This window comes from Pedobacter hiemivivus (assembly GCF_005144565.1).
GTDB lineage: Bacteria > Bacteroidota > Bacteroidia > Sphingobacteriales > Sphingobacteriaceae > Pedobacter > Pedobacter hiemivivus.
Window position 1 is genome coordinate 700,028 of record NZ_SWDX01000003.1, and the last position, 15,298, is coordinate 715,325.

At 39.2% G+C, this 15,298-nt stretch carries 15 protein-coding genes; 7 read left to right on the top strand and 8 right to left on the bottom strand.

Going from position 1 to position 15,298, the window contains the following annotated elements:
* Positions 1-48: 48 nt before the first annotated feature.
* The 3 genes from dprA to FBD94_RS10165 all read right to left on the bottom strand — a co-directional run bounded on the left by dprA (position 49) and on the right by FBD94_RS10165 (position 3,007).
* Positions 49-1,140 (bottom strand): DNA-processing protein DprA, encoded by a 1,092-nt coding sequence (gene dprA, locus FBD94_RS10155; RefSeq protein ID WP_136880131.1) that lies wholly within the window; start codon positions 1,138-1,140, stop codon positions 49-51.
* Between the two features lie 98 nt (positions 1,141-1,238).
* On the bottom strand, positions 1,239-1,865 hold the full coding sequence (gene rsmG / locus FBD94_RS10160) for a 16S rRNA (guanine(527)-N(7))-methyltransferase RsmG (protein WP_136880132.1): 627 nt from the start codon (positions 1,863-1,865) through the stop codon (positions 1,239-1,241).
* The gene (locus FBD94_RS10165) at positions 1,862-3,007 is read right to left on the bottom strand and encodes a glycosyltransferase (RefSeq protein WP_235884434.1); all 1,146 of its coding nucleotides are present in this window, start codon (positions 3,005-3,007) and stop codon (positions 1,862-1,864) included. Before FBD94_RS10165 ends, rsmG begins: the two co-directional genes overlap by 4 nt.
* Positions 3,008-3,183: 176 nt before the next feature.
* Here FBD94_RS10165 and tgt point away from each other — a divergent pair, with 176 nt between their 5' ends.
* The 5 genes from tgt (at position 3,184) to FBD94_RS10190 (ending at position 9,869) form a co-directional block, all read left to right on the top strand.
* A complete protein-coding gene (gene tgt, locus FBD94_RS10170) occupies positions 3,184-4,314 on the top strand; it encodes a tRNA guanosine(34) transglycosylase Tgt (RefSeq protein ID WP_131611171.1) in 1,131 nt (376 codons plus the stop codon).
* Complete coding sequence (locus FBD94_RS10175; RefSeq protein WP_131611172.1) at positions 4,315-5,418, top strand: LptF/LptG family permease; 1,104 nt, start codon at positions 4,315-4,317, stop codon at positions 5,416-5,418.
* Entirely contained in the window at positions 5,418-6,308 is an 891-nt protein-coding gene (locus FBD94_RS10180) for a DMT family transporter (protein WP_131611173.1), read from the top strand. Before FBD94_RS10175 ends, FBD94_RS10180 begins: the two co-directional genes overlap by 1 nt.
* 642 nt (positions 6,309-6,950) lie before the next feature.
* The gene (locus FBD94_RS10185; RefSeq protein ID WP_235884435.1) at positions 6,951-9,587 is read left to right on the top strand and encodes a hypothetical protein; all 2,637 of its coding nucleotides are present in this window, start codon (positions 6,951-6,953) and stop codon (positions 9,585-9,587) included.
* Between the two features lie 99 nt (positions 9,588-9,686).
* Positions 9,687-9,869, top strand: a complete 183-nt coding sequence (locus FBD94_RS10190) for a hypothetical protein (RefSeq protein ID WP_225874803.1) — start codon at positions 9,687-9,689, stop codon at positions 9,867-9,869.
* Between the two features lie 115 nt (positions 9,870-9,984).
* On the opposite strand, the gene FBD94_RS10195 is transcribed toward FBD94_RS10190, so the two are convergent.
* From FBD94_RS10195 to FBD94_RS10215, 5 genes are read right to left on the bottom strand one after another with little or no spacing between them, the layout of a single operon-like run.
* Positions 9,985-11,151, bottom strand: a complete 1,167-nt coding sequence (locus FBD94_RS10195; protein WP_131611176.1) for an O-succinylhomoserine sulfhydrylase — start codon at positions 11,149-11,151, stop codon at positions 9,985-9,987.
* A 5-nt stretch (positions 11,152-11,156) separates the two neighbouring features.
* Positions 11,157-11,573 (bottom strand): OsmC family protein, encoded by a 417-nt coding sequence (locus tag FBD94_RS10200; RefSeq protein WP_131611177.1) that lies wholly within the window; start codon positions 11,571-11,573, stop codon positions 11,157-11,159.
* A gap of 8 nt (positions 11,574-11,581) precedes the next feature.
* A complete protein-coding gene (ispE, locus tag FBD94_RS10205; RefSeq protein ID WP_136880134.1) occupies positions 11,582-12,385 on the bottom strand; it encodes a 4-(cytidine 5'-diphospho)-2-C-methyl-D-erythritol kinase in 804 nt (267 codons plus the stop codon).
* Positions 12,386-12,432: 47 nt separating this feature from the next.
* A complete protein-coding gene (locus tag FBD94_RS10210) occupies positions 12,433-13,092 on the bottom strand; it encodes a Uma2 family endonuclease (RefSeq protein WP_131611179.1) in 660 nt (219 codons plus the stop codon).
* Between the two features lie 34 nt (positions 13,093-13,126).
* On the bottom strand, positions 13,127-13,777 hold the full coding sequence (locus tag FBD94_RS10215; RefSeq protein WP_136880135.1) for a Uma2 family endonuclease: 651 nt from the start codon (positions 13,775-13,777) through the stop codon (positions 13,127-13,129).
* 191 nt (positions 13,778-13,968) lie between these two features.
* On the opposite strand from FBD94_RS10215, the gene FBD94_RS10220 reads away from it, so the two are divergent.
* Positions 13,969-14,763, top strand: coding sequence for a thymidylate synthase (locus FBD94_RS10220; RefSeq protein WP_131611181.1), 795 nt, complete (start codon positions 13,969-13,971; stop codon positions 14,761-14,763).
* Complete coding sequence (locus FBD94_RS10225) at positions 14,760-15,245, top strand: dihydrofolate reductase (RefSeq protein WP_136880136.1); 486 nt, start codon at positions 14,760-14,762, stop codon at positions 15,243-15,245. Before FBD94_RS10220 ends, FBD94_RS10225 begins: the two co-directional genes overlap by 4 nt.
* Positions 15,246-15,298: the final 53 nt, after the last annotated feature.

A 15,298-nucleotide genomic window follows, 5' to 3' on the forward strand; every position in this document is an offset into this window, starting at 1 on the left:
TCCAATAGACTTACAAACCAACGTTAATAATGCAGAACAAAAAATATGTTAATTCAGTTTATATACTTTACCTGGTAAAGAAATCAAAATCCCCTGCATTTCGAGGTTCAATAAAAGCATCGCCAGCTTACTCTGATTCACATTTAAACAGATAGCCAATTCATCAATCCGCAAGGATGCATCTTTCAAAAGCAAGACGACCTTCTGCTCATCTTTAGAGAGTTTTATAGGTAATTGCACCTGTATCTCTTCCTTTTCTGGCAATACATCATCCCAACCCAGGTAATAAACCAAGTCCTTTGCGTGATTGATTAAGGCTGCCCTATTGGTTTTTATTAGAAAGTTACAGCCTTCAGAAAATGGATCAGTTGTTCGGCCAGGAAAGGCATACACATCTCTGTTATAAGAATTAGCAATATCTGCTGTAATCAAGGCTCCACCCTTTCCGGTAGCTTCTACCACAATCGTAGCATCGGAAAGCCCTGCAATGATGCGGTTTCTCTTGGGGAAATTCTCCTTATCTGGATTGGTATTTGGCAAAAACTCTGTCAGCAAACCACCATTTAGAACCATTTTTCGAGCTACCTGCTTATGCAAAGCAGGATAAATACGATCTAAACCATGTGCCATTACACCTACTGTAGGAATGTTATGTACTAAGCTTTCCTTATGCGAGGCCACATCTATTCCATAAGCCAGTCCACTCACGATAATCACGTTATAGGGCGCCAGTGTTTCTGCTAGCTGCTGACACAGCTGCCTTCCATAAGCGGTTGCCTTTCTTGTACCGACAACACTAATAATTCGAGGGTGATTTAAATCCGCACTACCTTTATAATACAACAAAATAGGCGCATCATGGCAGTTTTTTAATCGCTGAGGATAATCATCGTCTGAGTAAAAAAGTACTTTTATACGATGTTTTTTAATGAAAGTAATTTCCCTTTCAGCTTCAGATAGCGCATCGCTTTGCAAGATTAGGTTTGCAATAACCTCACCTATACCATTAATTTCTATCAATTGCTCCTTACTGGCTTTAAAGACAGCCTCGGCAGTACCAAAATGATCAAGTAATTTCTTAGCGTGTATATGCCCTACACTTTTAATTAGCGTGAGGGCAATTTTATGGATTAGACTCATGGGCTAACTTATGCAATTAGCCCTAAAGCATCCACAATTTAGATCCTGTTTATTTTTAAAACAGGTATTAATTCATTAATGATATCAGAAAAAAGCGCTTACTGAGGGATATAAACCACGTATTTAGTTTCAAAAAACTCTTCCTCAAAATAAACCGAAAGCGGGTATAGTTCTGCTTTTAGTTTTGATTCAGCAATTTCCTCAGCTAAATCACCTCCTTTTAGGTAAAGAATCCCATTTTGAATGGAATTTTTAGACTCCTTATTAAATTTACCTTGTATCCATGGATAGAAGTCAATAAGTCTCGTTACGGCTCTTGAAACCACAAAGTCGTACTTATCAACCACCTGCTCAGCCCTTAAATGGCTCGCTGTAACATTCTTTAAACCTAAAGACCAAGCTACCTCAGCAACAACCTTAATCTTCTTTCCAATAGAATCAACCAGGTGAAACTCCGTTTCCGGGAACAAAATAGCCAATGGAATTCCAGGAAACCCACCACCGGTACCCACATCTAAAACCGTTTCCCCGGGTTTAAAAGTACAGAACTTAGCAATTCCTAATGAATGTAAAATATGGCGTTCGTAAAGTTCATCAATATCCTTCCTCGAAATCACATTGATTTGTGCATTCCAAAAGCTGTATAAATCATACAACTGATCAAACTGAGCAATCTGTTGATCAGTTAAGTCTTTAAAGTATTTCTGTATTAGCGTTGATTTCATTTCCACTGAACTTTTTTAACAAATATAGATAGAATGCCATTAAAGACTAAAAAAATGAATAATAGCATGTCTAAAATCGGGAACCACCACCTTAAATCGGCATAATTTAGTCGCTTTAAAATTCGTGGATAAACAAAACATCTGATGATAATACTCAGTCCCAGCACCCCTAAGGCCGGATAAAGCGTTGCTTTAAAACACATCGATAACACTAAGGTAACATAAAATAAGAATTGTATGATAATCTGTGCTGACAAAATGAACTTATGCTTTGGCTTATACAATTTACCTGCACCAAAATGACGTTTCTTTTGCTTCAAATAAGCCCCAAAGCTGATATTTGGCTCAGACCAAACCTGTGCATCCTTATGTATACATATAGCTGTATTGCCATTATGAGCATGCGCATTTACAAAAAGATCATCATCACCCGATGGAATGTGCATATGCGCTGCAAAACCTTTATTGTTAAAAAACAGTGATTTTTTGTAAGCCATATTCCGTCCTACTCCCATATAAGGCATACCTTTTATAGCATACGATAGGTAATTTACAGCTGTAAAGAAGGTTTCAAAACGAATCAGGGCATTTAAAATCCCTCTTTTCTTTATATAAGGAGAATAGCCCAGGACAATTTCTACATCATCCTGATCGGGGTGCTGCATACCATATAACCATTTCGAAGAAGCAGGCATACAGTCTGCATCCGTAAAAACCAGCCATTCATGAGCAGCAGCTTTTATACCCATTGTTACGGCAAACTTCTTACCAGCAATAAACTTACTACCATCATTAACTGTTACAACTTTAAGATGCTTGTATTCCTTTGCAAAGGCTTCCAGGATATCCTTTGTCCCATCCCAAGACCTGTCATTCACCACAATAACCTCGAAATCAGGATAATCCTGTTCAAGCACTGTAGGTAAATATTTAACCAGATTCTCTGCCTCATTGCGGGCGCAGATCACCACACTTAAAGGTTTTTTACCGGTTTCAGGAATAGGTACAACTTTTAAACGCGCCAATTTAAGGTGCACAAACAAGCTAAAATACAGCTGTATCAGAAAACAAAAAACTAAGATGCCGAGCAGGCAATATGCTAAGCGCTCAGCTAAAGCGCCCTCTATAAAGGTTAATTCCACGACGTAATTTTGATGCAGCCAAATTTCTGATTTTTAATCTGTAATGTTCCTTTATGTTGATAAAAAATTTAACCCATAAATAGCTTGTTTTTTGCTATTTTTGCGCAGATTTTTTGAATGCATTAAAATCATCATTTATTACTGGTGAGGCTCAAAAAAACAATAAACACATAAAGATGAAATTTAATTTAGAAGCGAAAGATATACATTCGAAGGCAAGAGCAGGAACAGTTACTACAGACCACGGCGACATACAAACGCCTATTTTTATGCCTGTGGGTACTGCTGGAACGGTTAAATCAATTAATCAGCAGCAGCTAGAGAATGACATCAATGCGCAAATCATCTTAGGCAATACCTACCATTTATATTTAAGACCGGGACTTGACATCATTGAAAAAGGCGGTGGTTTACATAAATTTATTGGCTGGGAAAGACCAATTCTTACCGATAGTGGTGGCTATCAAGTGTATTCTTTAAGTAAAGTTCGTAAAATTAAAGAGGAAGGTGTAACGTTTCGCTCCCATATTGACGGATCAAAACACCTTTTTACACCAGAATACGCAATGGATATTCAACGTACTATTGGGGCCGACATCATTATGGCCTTTGATGAATGTACGCCATATCCATGTGATTATAAATACGCAGCAAACTCTATTAACATGACGCACCGCTGGTTAAAGCGCTGCTGCAACCGTTTTGATACTACCGAACCAAAATACGGCTTCAATCAAACCCTGTTCCCTATCGTACAAGGTTCCGTATATAAAGACCTAAGGATGAAATCTGCGGAGTTTATCGCTTCAATGGACCGCGAAGGTAATGCCATTGGCGGACTATCAGTAGGTGAACCTGCAGAAGAGATGTACGGTATGACTGAGGTAGTATGTAATATACTTCCAGAAGAAAAACCACGTTATTTAATGGGCGTTGGTACACCAATTAACATACTAGAGAACATTGCATTAGGTGTAGACATGTTTGATTGTGTAATGCCAACCAGAAATGCCAGAAATGGGATGCTATTTACAAAAAATGGTATCATCAATATCGGTAATAAAAAGTGGGCTGATGACTTCTCTCCAATTGAAGCTGATAGTGACCTAATTGCCGATAAAGTATATTCTAAAGCCTATTTAAGGCACTTAATGCACTCAAAAGAGATGCTTGGTGCTCAAATAGCTACCTTACACAACCTGCATTTTTACCTATGGCTGGTTAAAACAGCCCGTGAGAAGATCATAAGCGGCGAATTTTACGCATGGAAAAACAAAATGGTTACTATCTTAGGTAATAAATTATAAATGAACTTCATCAAAGACAGAATCAAAATTCTTGACTGGTACATCATCAGCAAATACCTGGGTACATTTCTATATACCCTAACCTTATTTGTTGTGATCATCGTTATTTTTGATTTATCTGAGAAACTGGACGACTTTTTAAGCTCCAATCTTAGCTTCTGGCAGGTCATATCGCTGTATTATGCGGGTTCTATCCCATATTATGTCAATATGCTCTCACCACTGATCAACTTCATCGCTGTAATATTTTTCACAGCAAAGATGGCTGACCAGACCGAGATTGTACCCATTTTAAGCGGAGGAGTGAGCTTTAATCGCTTCCTAATGCCCTATTTCGTATCGGCATTCATCATCTTTGCATTCAATCTAGCTTCCAATTTATACATCCTACCTTATACCAATCAGCTTAAAAACAGCTTTGAAAACACTTACGTAAAGAAAAACGATCCATCCAGTAAGAGTAATATCCACATGAAACTGGATAACAACACCTACATCTTCATGGACAATTTCGATAGCAAGAGTAAAACAGGCACTCGCTTCTCTCTGGATAACTTTAAAGGAGACGTGTTAACTAAGAAGCTGATTGCTGACGAAATCAAATGGGACTCTTTAAAACGCTCCTGGAAGCTAACTAACTACTCTATACGATACATCAATGGGCTAAAAGAAACGTTTGTGAGCGGCGCATCTTTAACTAAAGACACAGTACTAGATATGCGTCCTGACGACTTCTCAGCTTATGATAACATCTTTGAAAACCTCACCAACAAAGAGCTTTCAGAGAAGATTAGAAAAGAGAAAATCAGAGGATCAGGGATATGGAACGACCTGTTATTTGAGCAATATAAACGCTATCTACACCCCCTATCAGCCTTTGTTTTGACCCTTATTGGTGTTGCACTATCCTCTAGAAAGGTACGTGGGGGCGTTGGACTACCACTCGGAATAGGAATAATACTAAGCTTTGGCTATATTGTATTTAACCAATTCGCAAAAATGTTTTCACTAAAAGGAGGCGTTCCGCCGCTCCTGGCAGTATTAATGCCCACCATATGCTTCGGTTTATTGGGCTATTATCTACTTCGAAAAGCACCAAAATAATGACAAAGCTACCTGTAACGCCCAACAAAAACCTGCTGATTTTACACTTCACAGTATTTATATGGGGCTTTACAGGCATCCTCGGCGCATTAATCTCCGTTAATGCTGTACAAATGGTATGGTATAGGGTTTTGATTGCCAGCATCTCTCTTTTCATTTACTTCAAACTGAGCAAAACAAGCCTTATAGTTACGAAAAAGCAGTTTTTACAGTTCTTTTTCACAGGAAGTATCGTTGCTCTCCACTGGATTCTTTTCTTCCATGCCATTAAGGTTTCAACCGTTTCCGTTACCCTTGTATGCCTCTCTTCCTTTACCCTTTTTACGGCCATATTAGAGCCACTGATCAAGAAACAAAGGATGCAGGTAGCCGATATCATCATCGGATTAATCATCATCCTGGGCATTTATCTCATCTTTAAATTCGAATCCAAGTATACAGAAGGGATCATTTTCGGCCTTTCTGCAGCCCTGGCCTCTAGCCTTTTTGGCACTATAAACTCTACGCTAGTACAAAAAAGCAATCCACTTGTCATCAGTTTTTATGAGATCATCGGGGCGTTTTTCTGGATCAGTTTGTACCGTGTATTCGACCAAAGCCTCTTCACAGAGCAGTTCGATTTAAGTGTCAACGATTGGATTTACCTCAGCTTATTGGGCACCATTTGCACAGCGCTTGCATACGTTGCAGGGGTCTCTGTGATGCGAACTATATCCGCTTTCAATGTCGCCCTCATCACCAATCTTGAGCCCGTATATGGCATCCTTTTAGCCTTCCTTTTCTTTGGTACAAAAGAGACCATGTCGATCGGATTTTACCTTGGCGCCATCATTATTTTAGGGGCAGTATTCTTGTATCCGGTTTACAGAAAATACAAAAATCAACACTAAATCCTTCCGCCTTGCCCCATAGGGTAGGGGAGAAATACCGCCCTCAAAAGACAGCATTCCGACTCCTATAAAACGAATCAACAACACCTCAGAAAAGCAGCTATCACAGTCCATAAACCGATCGGTTTTAAGGCAGAAATAGGTCTCATCTTCCCAGTTATTATAAGCCAAAAAAACGCGACTCTTGTATACATAATCAAAACATGCTGCGTAAATTTAATTTTATTTACCGGCTAAATAGTGTACCTTAACCTCAGGTTTTTGCATCATACAAACGCAATAGCGAAAACACTACAAAACCTTTAAAAACAACAAAAATAACCAGCAAAACCAGTCAACAAGACAAAATAACAAAACAAATTAAAAACCTGATTACCAACAAACAAAACCAAATCATTTAAAATAAAACATAACATAAAATCAAGCTTAAAAATTTTAAAATACTAATTATTTTAGCAAAAGCAAAATATGACGCAAAATAAACTATATAAATCACTGATAATCAAAATTAAAACAACAGCAATATTAAGTTTAATTTCACATTCAGTTTTTTCACAAATATTCAGCGAAGAACAAAACCCACTTAGTGTAAAATGGCGTCAAATAAATGCTTCCGGCTTTAAAGTCATCTACCCTACGGAGATGGAAAAAGAAGCACAAAGAATGGCCAACACACTACCTTACATTTACCCTTATGTAGGCGGCAGTTTAGGCGTAAAAAAAACGAGCATTCCAGTGCTACTTCAAAACCAAGGTGTGACTGCAAATGGCTTCGTTCAGCTCGGTCCAAAAAAGTCAGAATTCTACACTACCCCACCTCAGCAATTTGACAGTCAGGACTGGCTAAACAACCTCGCCGTTCATGAACTTAGACACGTCGCTCAGTTCGACAAACTGACCGGTGGCAAGGCCAAGCCTTTTCCAGAATTAATCTACTTCGGCTGGTTCGGTGTAAGCTTACCGATCTGGTTTTTTGAAGGCGATGCCGTAACTACAGAAACTGCCCTAACCAGGGCCGGTCGCGGAAGACAACCTTCATGGATCATGCCTTACCGAACAAGCCTACTCGAAGGGAAAAACATATCCTATAGCAAAGCCAGTTTTGGCTCAAACAAAGACATCACTCCCGGCTACTATCAACTCGGCTACCTGATGTCATCCATCATCAGAACCGAAGAAGGAAAAGACATCTTCGACGAAGTGCTGACAGACATACGCAAACGCCCGGTCCGCCTCTACCCTTTTTCGAACTCACTAAAAAAATTCAGCAACAAGGGAAGTCACAAATGGTTTGAACAAACCACAGCGACACTCAAAAAAAATTGGACAGCGCAGGCGTCGGCAACACCGAGTAGAAATTACAACTCATTAACGAAACCTGCCAATTATGCCACCAACTATTTTTTACCGGTCAAATTAAGCGACAACAGCATATTAACTTTAAAGCAAAGTAAAGCCGAAGTCCCACACCTCACTTTGATCGATAGCAATCGCAAGGAAACTCACCTACTCGACATCGGCTATCAGGAACAACCATGGTTCAGTTACGCCAACGGACTTATCGTTTGGGACGAGGTTAGATACGACCCACGCTATCGTCAGCGCAGCTATAACGTAATTTGCAGCTACAACCTGGAAACTAAAAAAGTAAAAAAGCTCAGTTCAAAAAGCAAACTCTTTGCACCATCACTTTCGGCTGACGGAAAAAAAATTATAGTAGTAAAGTTCGATTTGAGTAATCGATGCAACCTGGTTGAGCTAAATGCCCAAAACGGGGATGTCCTTTTCACTTACCCTAACCCGCAAAACCTAATTCTGCAAACACCATCTTTTGATGCCAGCGGAAATACAGTAGCCTACATCGCCGTTAGTGAAAAAGGAAAAACGCTAAACATAACTAACAGAACCGGACAAACCGAAGAACTCATCGCTCCTACGCAACAGCAAATATCAAGACCGATATTCATTAATCAACAGATCGCATTTAACGCGCACTACAGCGGACTTGACAACATTTACAACATAGATATCAAAACGAAAAAAATAAGCGCTCTGAGCGAAGCAAAATACGGCGCTTTCAATGCATCTTTTCCTAAAGGAAGCAATACTCTTCTTTTCAACAATTTCAAACAAACAGGGTACGACATTACCGAAACTCCGATAAATCCAGAGGAGCCCGGCAAAAACAATTTTGTCTACTTTGGTGCTGCAGCGGAAAAACAGGAACACACCGGAAATGTATTTTCCAAAATCCCCGACAGCACCTACATCTCCAAACCGTACCGCACATTTGGAGATATGATCAACATACATAGCATCAGTCCTGTAATTGAAGATGAATACCGCGGCGGATTACAATTCGATTCAGACAACCTACTCAATACACTCAACGCTTTTGCAGGCGCCGAATACTACAGAGACCTGAACCGGTTTGAATACAACGCAGGCATTGTGCTTAAAAGTTTTTACCCGGTGATTAGTGCCACTTACCGGAACAGACCCAGAAGAACTTTCTATAACAGCAATCAAGGCGTTATGCAAGGCGATTGGAGAGAGAACAATATCCAAGTCCAAGCCATGATCCCGATTAGCTTAAACACGCTCGGAGATACCTACAGCTTTTCGTTAAGAACAGCAACCAGCTACACCAAACGCTACATGGGTGAAAATATGCCACTGAATTACATCACTACCCTTAACTTCCCAATGGAATACGGCTTCTCCTTTGTACACTCCATGCGTCAGGCCGACCGCGACATTGCACCAAAATGGGCACAAACCTTCAGCTTAACTTACCTTCACCAGCCATTCGACAAAAAACTCGACGGTCACCTCTTTGCCTTAGGCACCTCTTTCTATTTCCCAGGATTGTTAAAAAACCATTCCTTCATAGCTAGCTTCAACTACCAAAACGCCAGTGGAGTAAGAAGATTCGACAACGAAATAAGCGGAGTTTACGGCTACAACAACATCAGAGCCATAAGCCTCCTAAGAAACACACTATTGCTCAATTACAGATTCCCATTTGCTTTTCCTGATGCTGAACTAGGCCCACTTGCTTACATCAGAAATGTGCGCGGTGGTTTATTTTGCCATTATGAAAACCTGGGGGTGGACACAAATATCGGAGAACCCAAAACTTATGGCTTTGAATTGCGCAGCAGCATGAATTTACTGCGCTACCAACCCCTTATTGATTTGGGCACAAGATTTGTCTTCGTAAACAAAATTTACAACCAAAATCCTATATTAGAATTAATTTTAAACTACAGCTTTTAGATCATGCGTACAAAAACCATCTTAATTATCATTCTCACAGCTCTCTTTACCATTTTTTTAATGATCAATACCGATGCTGTACAATTTGATTTCATATTCATGAAAAAAGACATATCGAAGCTTGTGGTGGTAGGCGTTTGTACTTTTATAGGTTTTGTACTTGGTTTTTGGGTAGGTCGACCTAAAACAACGGTAACCTCATACGACAAAGAGATTGAACAGCACAGCAACACTGTTAACAAAAGCACCCTGAGCGACGAGGATCGCGATTACATCAATTAGTCCAGATAAACATTCGGAGAACGAAATAAGATTACCTAAAAAACATTGCATAAAAAAAAGCGTGGTATCGTTTCAATTTAGAAACAGCACCACGCTTTTTTTTTATAGAGATAACTTAAGCCAAGGCTTGTTTGATATCTCCAAGAATATCGTTGATATGCTCTAAGCCGATTGACAAGCGAATTGTCCCTTGCTCAATTCCAACCTGCAAACGCTCCTCCTCAGTTAGTTTTGAATGCGTACTGGTTGCTGGATGGGTAGCAATAGACCGGGTATCACCCAGATTAGCAGAAATAGAGAACATTTTCAATTTGTTCATAAAACGACTTGCGGCTTCAACACCGCCATCAATTACCAATGTTACAATACCTCCACCCTGTTTCATTTGCTTTTTAGCAATTTCATATTGCGGATGTGAAGGCAAGAAAGGATACATCACCCGTTTAATGCTTGCATGACTTTCCAAAAACTCAGCAACTTTTAACGCATTTTCACAATGTCTGTCCATGCGCACCGCAAGTGTCTCTAAACTTTTAGACAACAACCATGCATTAAATGGTGACATCGACGGCCCACTATGCCTCGCGAAACCTTCAATTTCTTTAATCAACGCAGCCGATCCCAAAATGATCCCACCTAAAGTACGACCTTGTCCATCGATAAATTTAGTTGCCGAATGAATAGAAATATCAGCACCTAATTTTATAGGCTGCTGCAAATATGGCGTAGCAAAACAATTGTCCACTACCAACAATACATTGTGTTTTTTGGCTAACTTACCCAACCATTCCAAATCGATAATATCAATTCCAGGATTAGAAGGCGTCTCTACAAAAATCATTTTTGTATTCGGCTGTATGCCATTCTCCCATTGCTCTGTTTTATCCAGATCTGCGTAAGTGTAGGTAATACCCCATTTCGAAAAAACATTACTCAACAACTGATGCGTTGAACCAAACACTGAGCGACTAGACAACACATGATCACCCGATTTTAGAAAAGCAGCAAAAGTGGTAAATATTGCAGCCATCCCCGAAGCAGTAGCCCAACCAGCTTCCGAACCTTCAAGCGCAACCATTTTATCAATTAACTCTGTCGTATTTGGGTTAGCATAACGACTGTAAACATTCCCTTCTTTTTCGTTAGCAAAAAGCGCACGCATATCTTCTGCATCGTCAAACTTATAACTTGAAGTTAAGTACAACGGCACTGAGTGTTCTTTAAACTGTGTTCTTTCTGCCTGTAAGCGTATAGCAATGGTTTCGAAATTCTCTTCTTGCATTTTATTTATTGATGAATGGTATAGGTAAAATTAATAGTAGCAGAGCGACCTAAAATATTTGATACAGAACAATATTTATCGAAGGTCATCGCTAAAGCACGTTCCACTTTTTGTACGCCTAATGCGCCGTAAAGATCAAAATGAATATTAATCACATCAAATATTGGCGGCATTTCTTCGTCTTTTCTAGTTGCCTTAATCGCAATTTTTATATCTTCCAAAGGCTCCTTTTGTTTGGTCAGCACATTCACTACATCAATACCACTGCATCCGCCTAAACCAACCAAAAGCATCTCCATTGGTCTGAAACCTTTGCCTTCACCCCCAATTGCGGGTTTAGCATCCAGCTCCACTTTAAATCCTGCAGAATTTTCTGCTTCAAAATTAAACCTACCGCTTTTACGTACTAAATTAATCTCCATTTTAAGTATCAAACATTATAAAACACCCTGTTCTCTCTTTCAAGTTCCGGCAAACTGACCTGGCGATCAAAAATTGCATAAACACAAGAACCGCTGCCACTCATGAGTGAGAATAACGCACCAGATTGGTATAAACTTGTTTTGATCTGTTCAATCTCCGGATATTTTGAAAACACAGAAGGCTCAAAATCATTTTTCAAATTAGACTTCCATTCTGCTATAGGCAAATGTATTAAATCTTTTACCGATCTACTAGGAATTATAGGCTTTATTCCGGCATAAGCATCTCCTGTAGCTACATGAATGGGCGGTTTTACCAGAACGAGGTAATATTTTGACAAATCTATTGCTATTGAGCTGAACTCATCACCTTTACCAAAAGCATAAGCAGGTTGGTTATCTATAAAAAAAGCACAATCAGCACCTAAAGGTCGCACATAATCCTGCATCACCTCAACAGACAGTTCCAACTTGAATTTATCATTCACGAGTTTAATCAGATGAGCAGCATCCGAAGATCCACCACCTAAGCCCGCACCAATCGGAATATTTTTAAGTAACGTAATTTGTTGAGCAGGCAAATCGAAATCTCTCTTCAATACTTCGAATGCTTTCAGACAGAGATTATCTTCCGCATTACCCGGCACGTCAATTCCCTTAACTATGCAAGTCGTCTCGTCCGCATCCGTAAGTTCAATAACATCATATAACTTTACAGGGTAAAAAACCGTTTCGATGTTATGATAACCATCAGCTCTTTTTTGAGTGACGTTTAAGCCAAGGTTTATTTTAGCATTTGCAAAAGCAAGCATGTATGTTGCGTTTAATATTAGAGAGGCAAACTTACAAAAAACTCAACTTACTTCATCAAACCAAACACCTCATCAATATTTAATCGAAAGCCCGGCAAAATATCAGAAACAAAGTCACTCCCTCCTTCATACAATTCACCAACCACAAATACCCCTTCACTATTTAACACATACTTTAAGAAAGTCCGTTTTTTAGGGTGGATAACCCAATACTCCCGCACTCCGTACGCTTCGTAAATATCGTATTTATTCTTTAACTCCGTTCTATTGTTACTTGGCGACAATACTTCGACTACAATATCCGGCGCACCAATACAGCCTCGTTTATCTAACTTAGTCTCATCACAAATCACGCAAATATCAGGCTGCAAAACAGTATACACATCTTTATCCTTTTTAGATTGATCTGGAAAACGTACATCAAACGGTGCAACAAACGCCTCACAAGACTTACTTTTTAAAAACGTATGCAAATCTGTATATATCTCACCCAACAACCGCTGATGGTTTACCGATGGCGCAGACATTTCAAATATCTTCCCTTTAATCAACTCCAACCGCTCGGCAATCTCCCATTTCAGATAATTCGCGTAGGAATAAGTACCAGAAATATCAATATCACTAACCTTGCGTACTACAGGTTCTTTTTGGATATAAGACTTTGTTTTTTTAGCGCGCTTCGCACCTTTCACTTTATCATCGTTCATAATTAAATCATTAAAAGTCCATCAAAACAAGTTATTAATCTTCAAACACCTCATTCATATTTAACCGAAAGCCAGGCAAAAGAGCTGAGACAAAATCTACATCCCCATTATAAGGCTTGTCACCAATAAAAACCCCATCCGCATTCCGTACATATTTCAAAAAATACCGCTCATCTGGAAACACGATCCAATACTCACGCACGCCATACTCTTCATAAATGGCAAACTTATATTCCAAATCTTTTTTATTATTGCTTGGGGACAAAATCTCGACAACGATATCTGGCGGCCCCACACATCCCCTTTTATCTATTTTGGTCATATCACAAACTATAGAAATATCGGGCTGTAAAACCGTGTAAACATCCTTATTCCGCTTAGAAGCATCAGGAAAACGCACATCAAAAGGCGCAGGATAAGCCCGACATGGCTTCTTTTTTAAATAAGCATGCAGCTCACCTGAAATTCTCCATGAAACCAATTGATGAAAAGGAGCTGGTGCAGACATCTCAAACACCTTCCCCTTGATAAGTTCCAGCCGCTCTTCAAACTGCCAGCGCAAATAGTTCGCATAAGAATAATTACCTGAAAAATCAATATCACTAACCTTACTTACAATCGGCTCCCGTATTGGGTACACCTTCTTTTTAACCTCATCCAAATCACCTATTTTATCACTATTCATAAAAATATAACCTAAAACAAAAATACAAACCTTAATTTAATAATAAAAATATTCAATTAAGATTTATAAAAATAACCAATAGTTAATTTTAAGCTAAAAATCATGGTATAAGACACGAATCAAGATGACACTTCAAAACATTCCATATATTATGTACTTTTGTCTGGGTTTTACGCCCATTTTAAACAATTATGAAGCAATATTTAGATTTAATGCAGCATGTGCTAGATCATGGCACGCAAAAACATGACCGTACTGGAACCGGAACAATTAGCGTATTTGGCTATCAAATGCGGTTTAACCTGCAGGACGGTTTCCCTATGGTGACTACAAAAAAACTGCATCTAAAATCCATCATACATGAGCTGATCTGGTTTTTGAGCGGCGACACCAACATCAAATATTTAAAAGACAATGGTGTAAAGATATGGGACGAGTGGGCAGATGAAAATGGCGACCTAGGTCCTGTTTATGGCTCGCAATGGCGCTCCTGGCCTAAACCTGATGGTGGCCACATTGATCAGATTGCGCAGATCATAAACACCATTAAAAACAACCCTGATTCAAGAAGGATTATTGTTTCCGCATGGAATGTAGCTGAAGTTGAAAACATGGCGCTTCCACCCTGTCATGCTTTCTTCCAATTTTATGTAGCCGATGGAAAATTAAGTTGTCAGCTATATCAGCGCAGTGCAGATATATTTTTAGGTGTTCCATTCAATATTGCATCCTATGCTTTGCTTACCATGATGGTTGCTCAGGTATGTGGCTTACAATACGGAGACTTTATACATACCCTTGGCGATGCGCATTTGTACAACAACCACATTGAACAGGCTAAACTACAATTGAGCCGTGATGCTAAAAAATTACCGGTAATGCACATCAATCCTGAAGTAAAAGATATTTTCAATTTTAAATATGAAGATTTTACGTTGACGGATTATGATGCCCACCCACATATTAAAGGAGCAGTAGCCATATGATCATATCTGCAGTTGTAGCCATTGCCGAAGACAATGCCATAGGAAAAGACAATCAGTTGCTTTGGCGCTTGCCAGCCGATTTAAAGCATTTTAAAGAAATCACTTCCGGTCATACCATTATAATGGGGCGTAAAACCTTTGATTCTATTGGAAAACCATTGCCAAACAGACGCAATATTGTAGTGACCAGAAAGACTGGTTTGCAAATACCAGGTGCCGAGGTGACCAGCAATATTGAAGATGCAATTGCCCTTTGTACAACAGAGGAGGAAGTATTTATCGTTGGGGGTGCCGAAATCTATAAAGTGACCATGCCGATCACTGATCGCATCTATCTAACCAGAGTTCATCAAAGCTACGAGGCCGATGCCTTTTTCCCTGAAATTGATTTCAACGTGTGGGAAGAAACAAGTGTAGAAAAACATCTCCCAGATGAAAAAAATCCTGTAGCTTACACTTTTTCAACACTTCTACGCAAATAGTTGAGCCTCTTTAATAAAAAATCAATAAGGTGGCCTATTAATTAAAAAAATAA

Bases quoted from the DNA above. Each gene is read 5' to 3' on its own strand.
- dprA (WP_136880131.1), bottom strand. From the start codon at position 1,140: ATGAGTCTAATCCATAAAATTGCCCTCACGCTAATTAAAAGTGTAGGG.
- rsmG (WP_136880132.1), bottom strand. From the start codon at position 1,865: ATGAAATCAACGCTAATACAGAAATACTTTAAAGACTTAACTGATCAA.
- tgt (WP_131611171.1), top strand. From the start codon at position 3,184: ATGAAATTTAATTTAGAAGCGAAAGATATACATTCGAAGGCAAGAGCA.
- FBD94_RS10175 (WP_131611172.1), top strand. From the start codon at position 4,315: ATGAACTTCATCAAAGACAGAATCAAAATTCTTGACTGGTACATCATC.
- FBD94_RS10180 (WP_131611173.1), top strand. From the start codon at position 5,418: ATGACAAAGCTACCTGTAACGCCCAACAAAAACCTGCTGATTTTACAC.
- FBD94_RS10185 (WP_235884435.1), top strand. From the start codon at position 6,951: ATGGAAAAAGAAGCACAAAGAATGGCCAACACACTACCTTACATTTAC.
- FBD94_RS10190 (WP_225874803.1), top strand. From the start codon at position 9,687: ATGAAAAAAGACATATCGAAGCTTGTGGTGGTAGGCGTTTGTACTTTT.
- FBD94_RS10195 (WP_131611176.1), bottom strand. From the start codon at position 11,151: ATGCAAGAAGAGAATTTCGAAACCATTGCTATACGCTTACAGGCAGAA.
- FBD94_RS10200 (WP_131611177.1), bottom strand. From the start codon at position 11,573: ATGGAGATTAATTTAGTACGTAAAAGCGGTAGGTTTAATTTTGAAGCA.
- ispE (WP_136880134.1), bottom strand. From the start codon at position 12,385: ATGCTTGCTTTTGCAAATGCTAAAATAAACCTTGGCTTAAACGTCACT.
- FBD94_RS10210 (WP_131611179.1), bottom strand. From the start codon at position 13,092: ATGAACGATGATAAAGTGAAAGGTGCGAAGCGCGCTAAAAAAACAAAG.
- FBD94_RS10215 (WP_136880135.1), bottom strand. From the start codon at position 13,777: ATGAATAGTGATAAAATAGGTGATTTGGATGAGGTTAAAAAGAAGGTG.
- FBD94_RS10220 (WP_131611181.1), top strand. From the start codon at position 13,969: ATGAAGCAATATTTAGATTTAATGCAGCATGTGCTAGATCATGGCACG.
- FBD94_RS10225 (WP_136880136.1), top strand. From the start codon at position 14,760: ATGATCATATCTGCAGTTGTAGCCATTGCCGAAGACAATGCCATAGGA.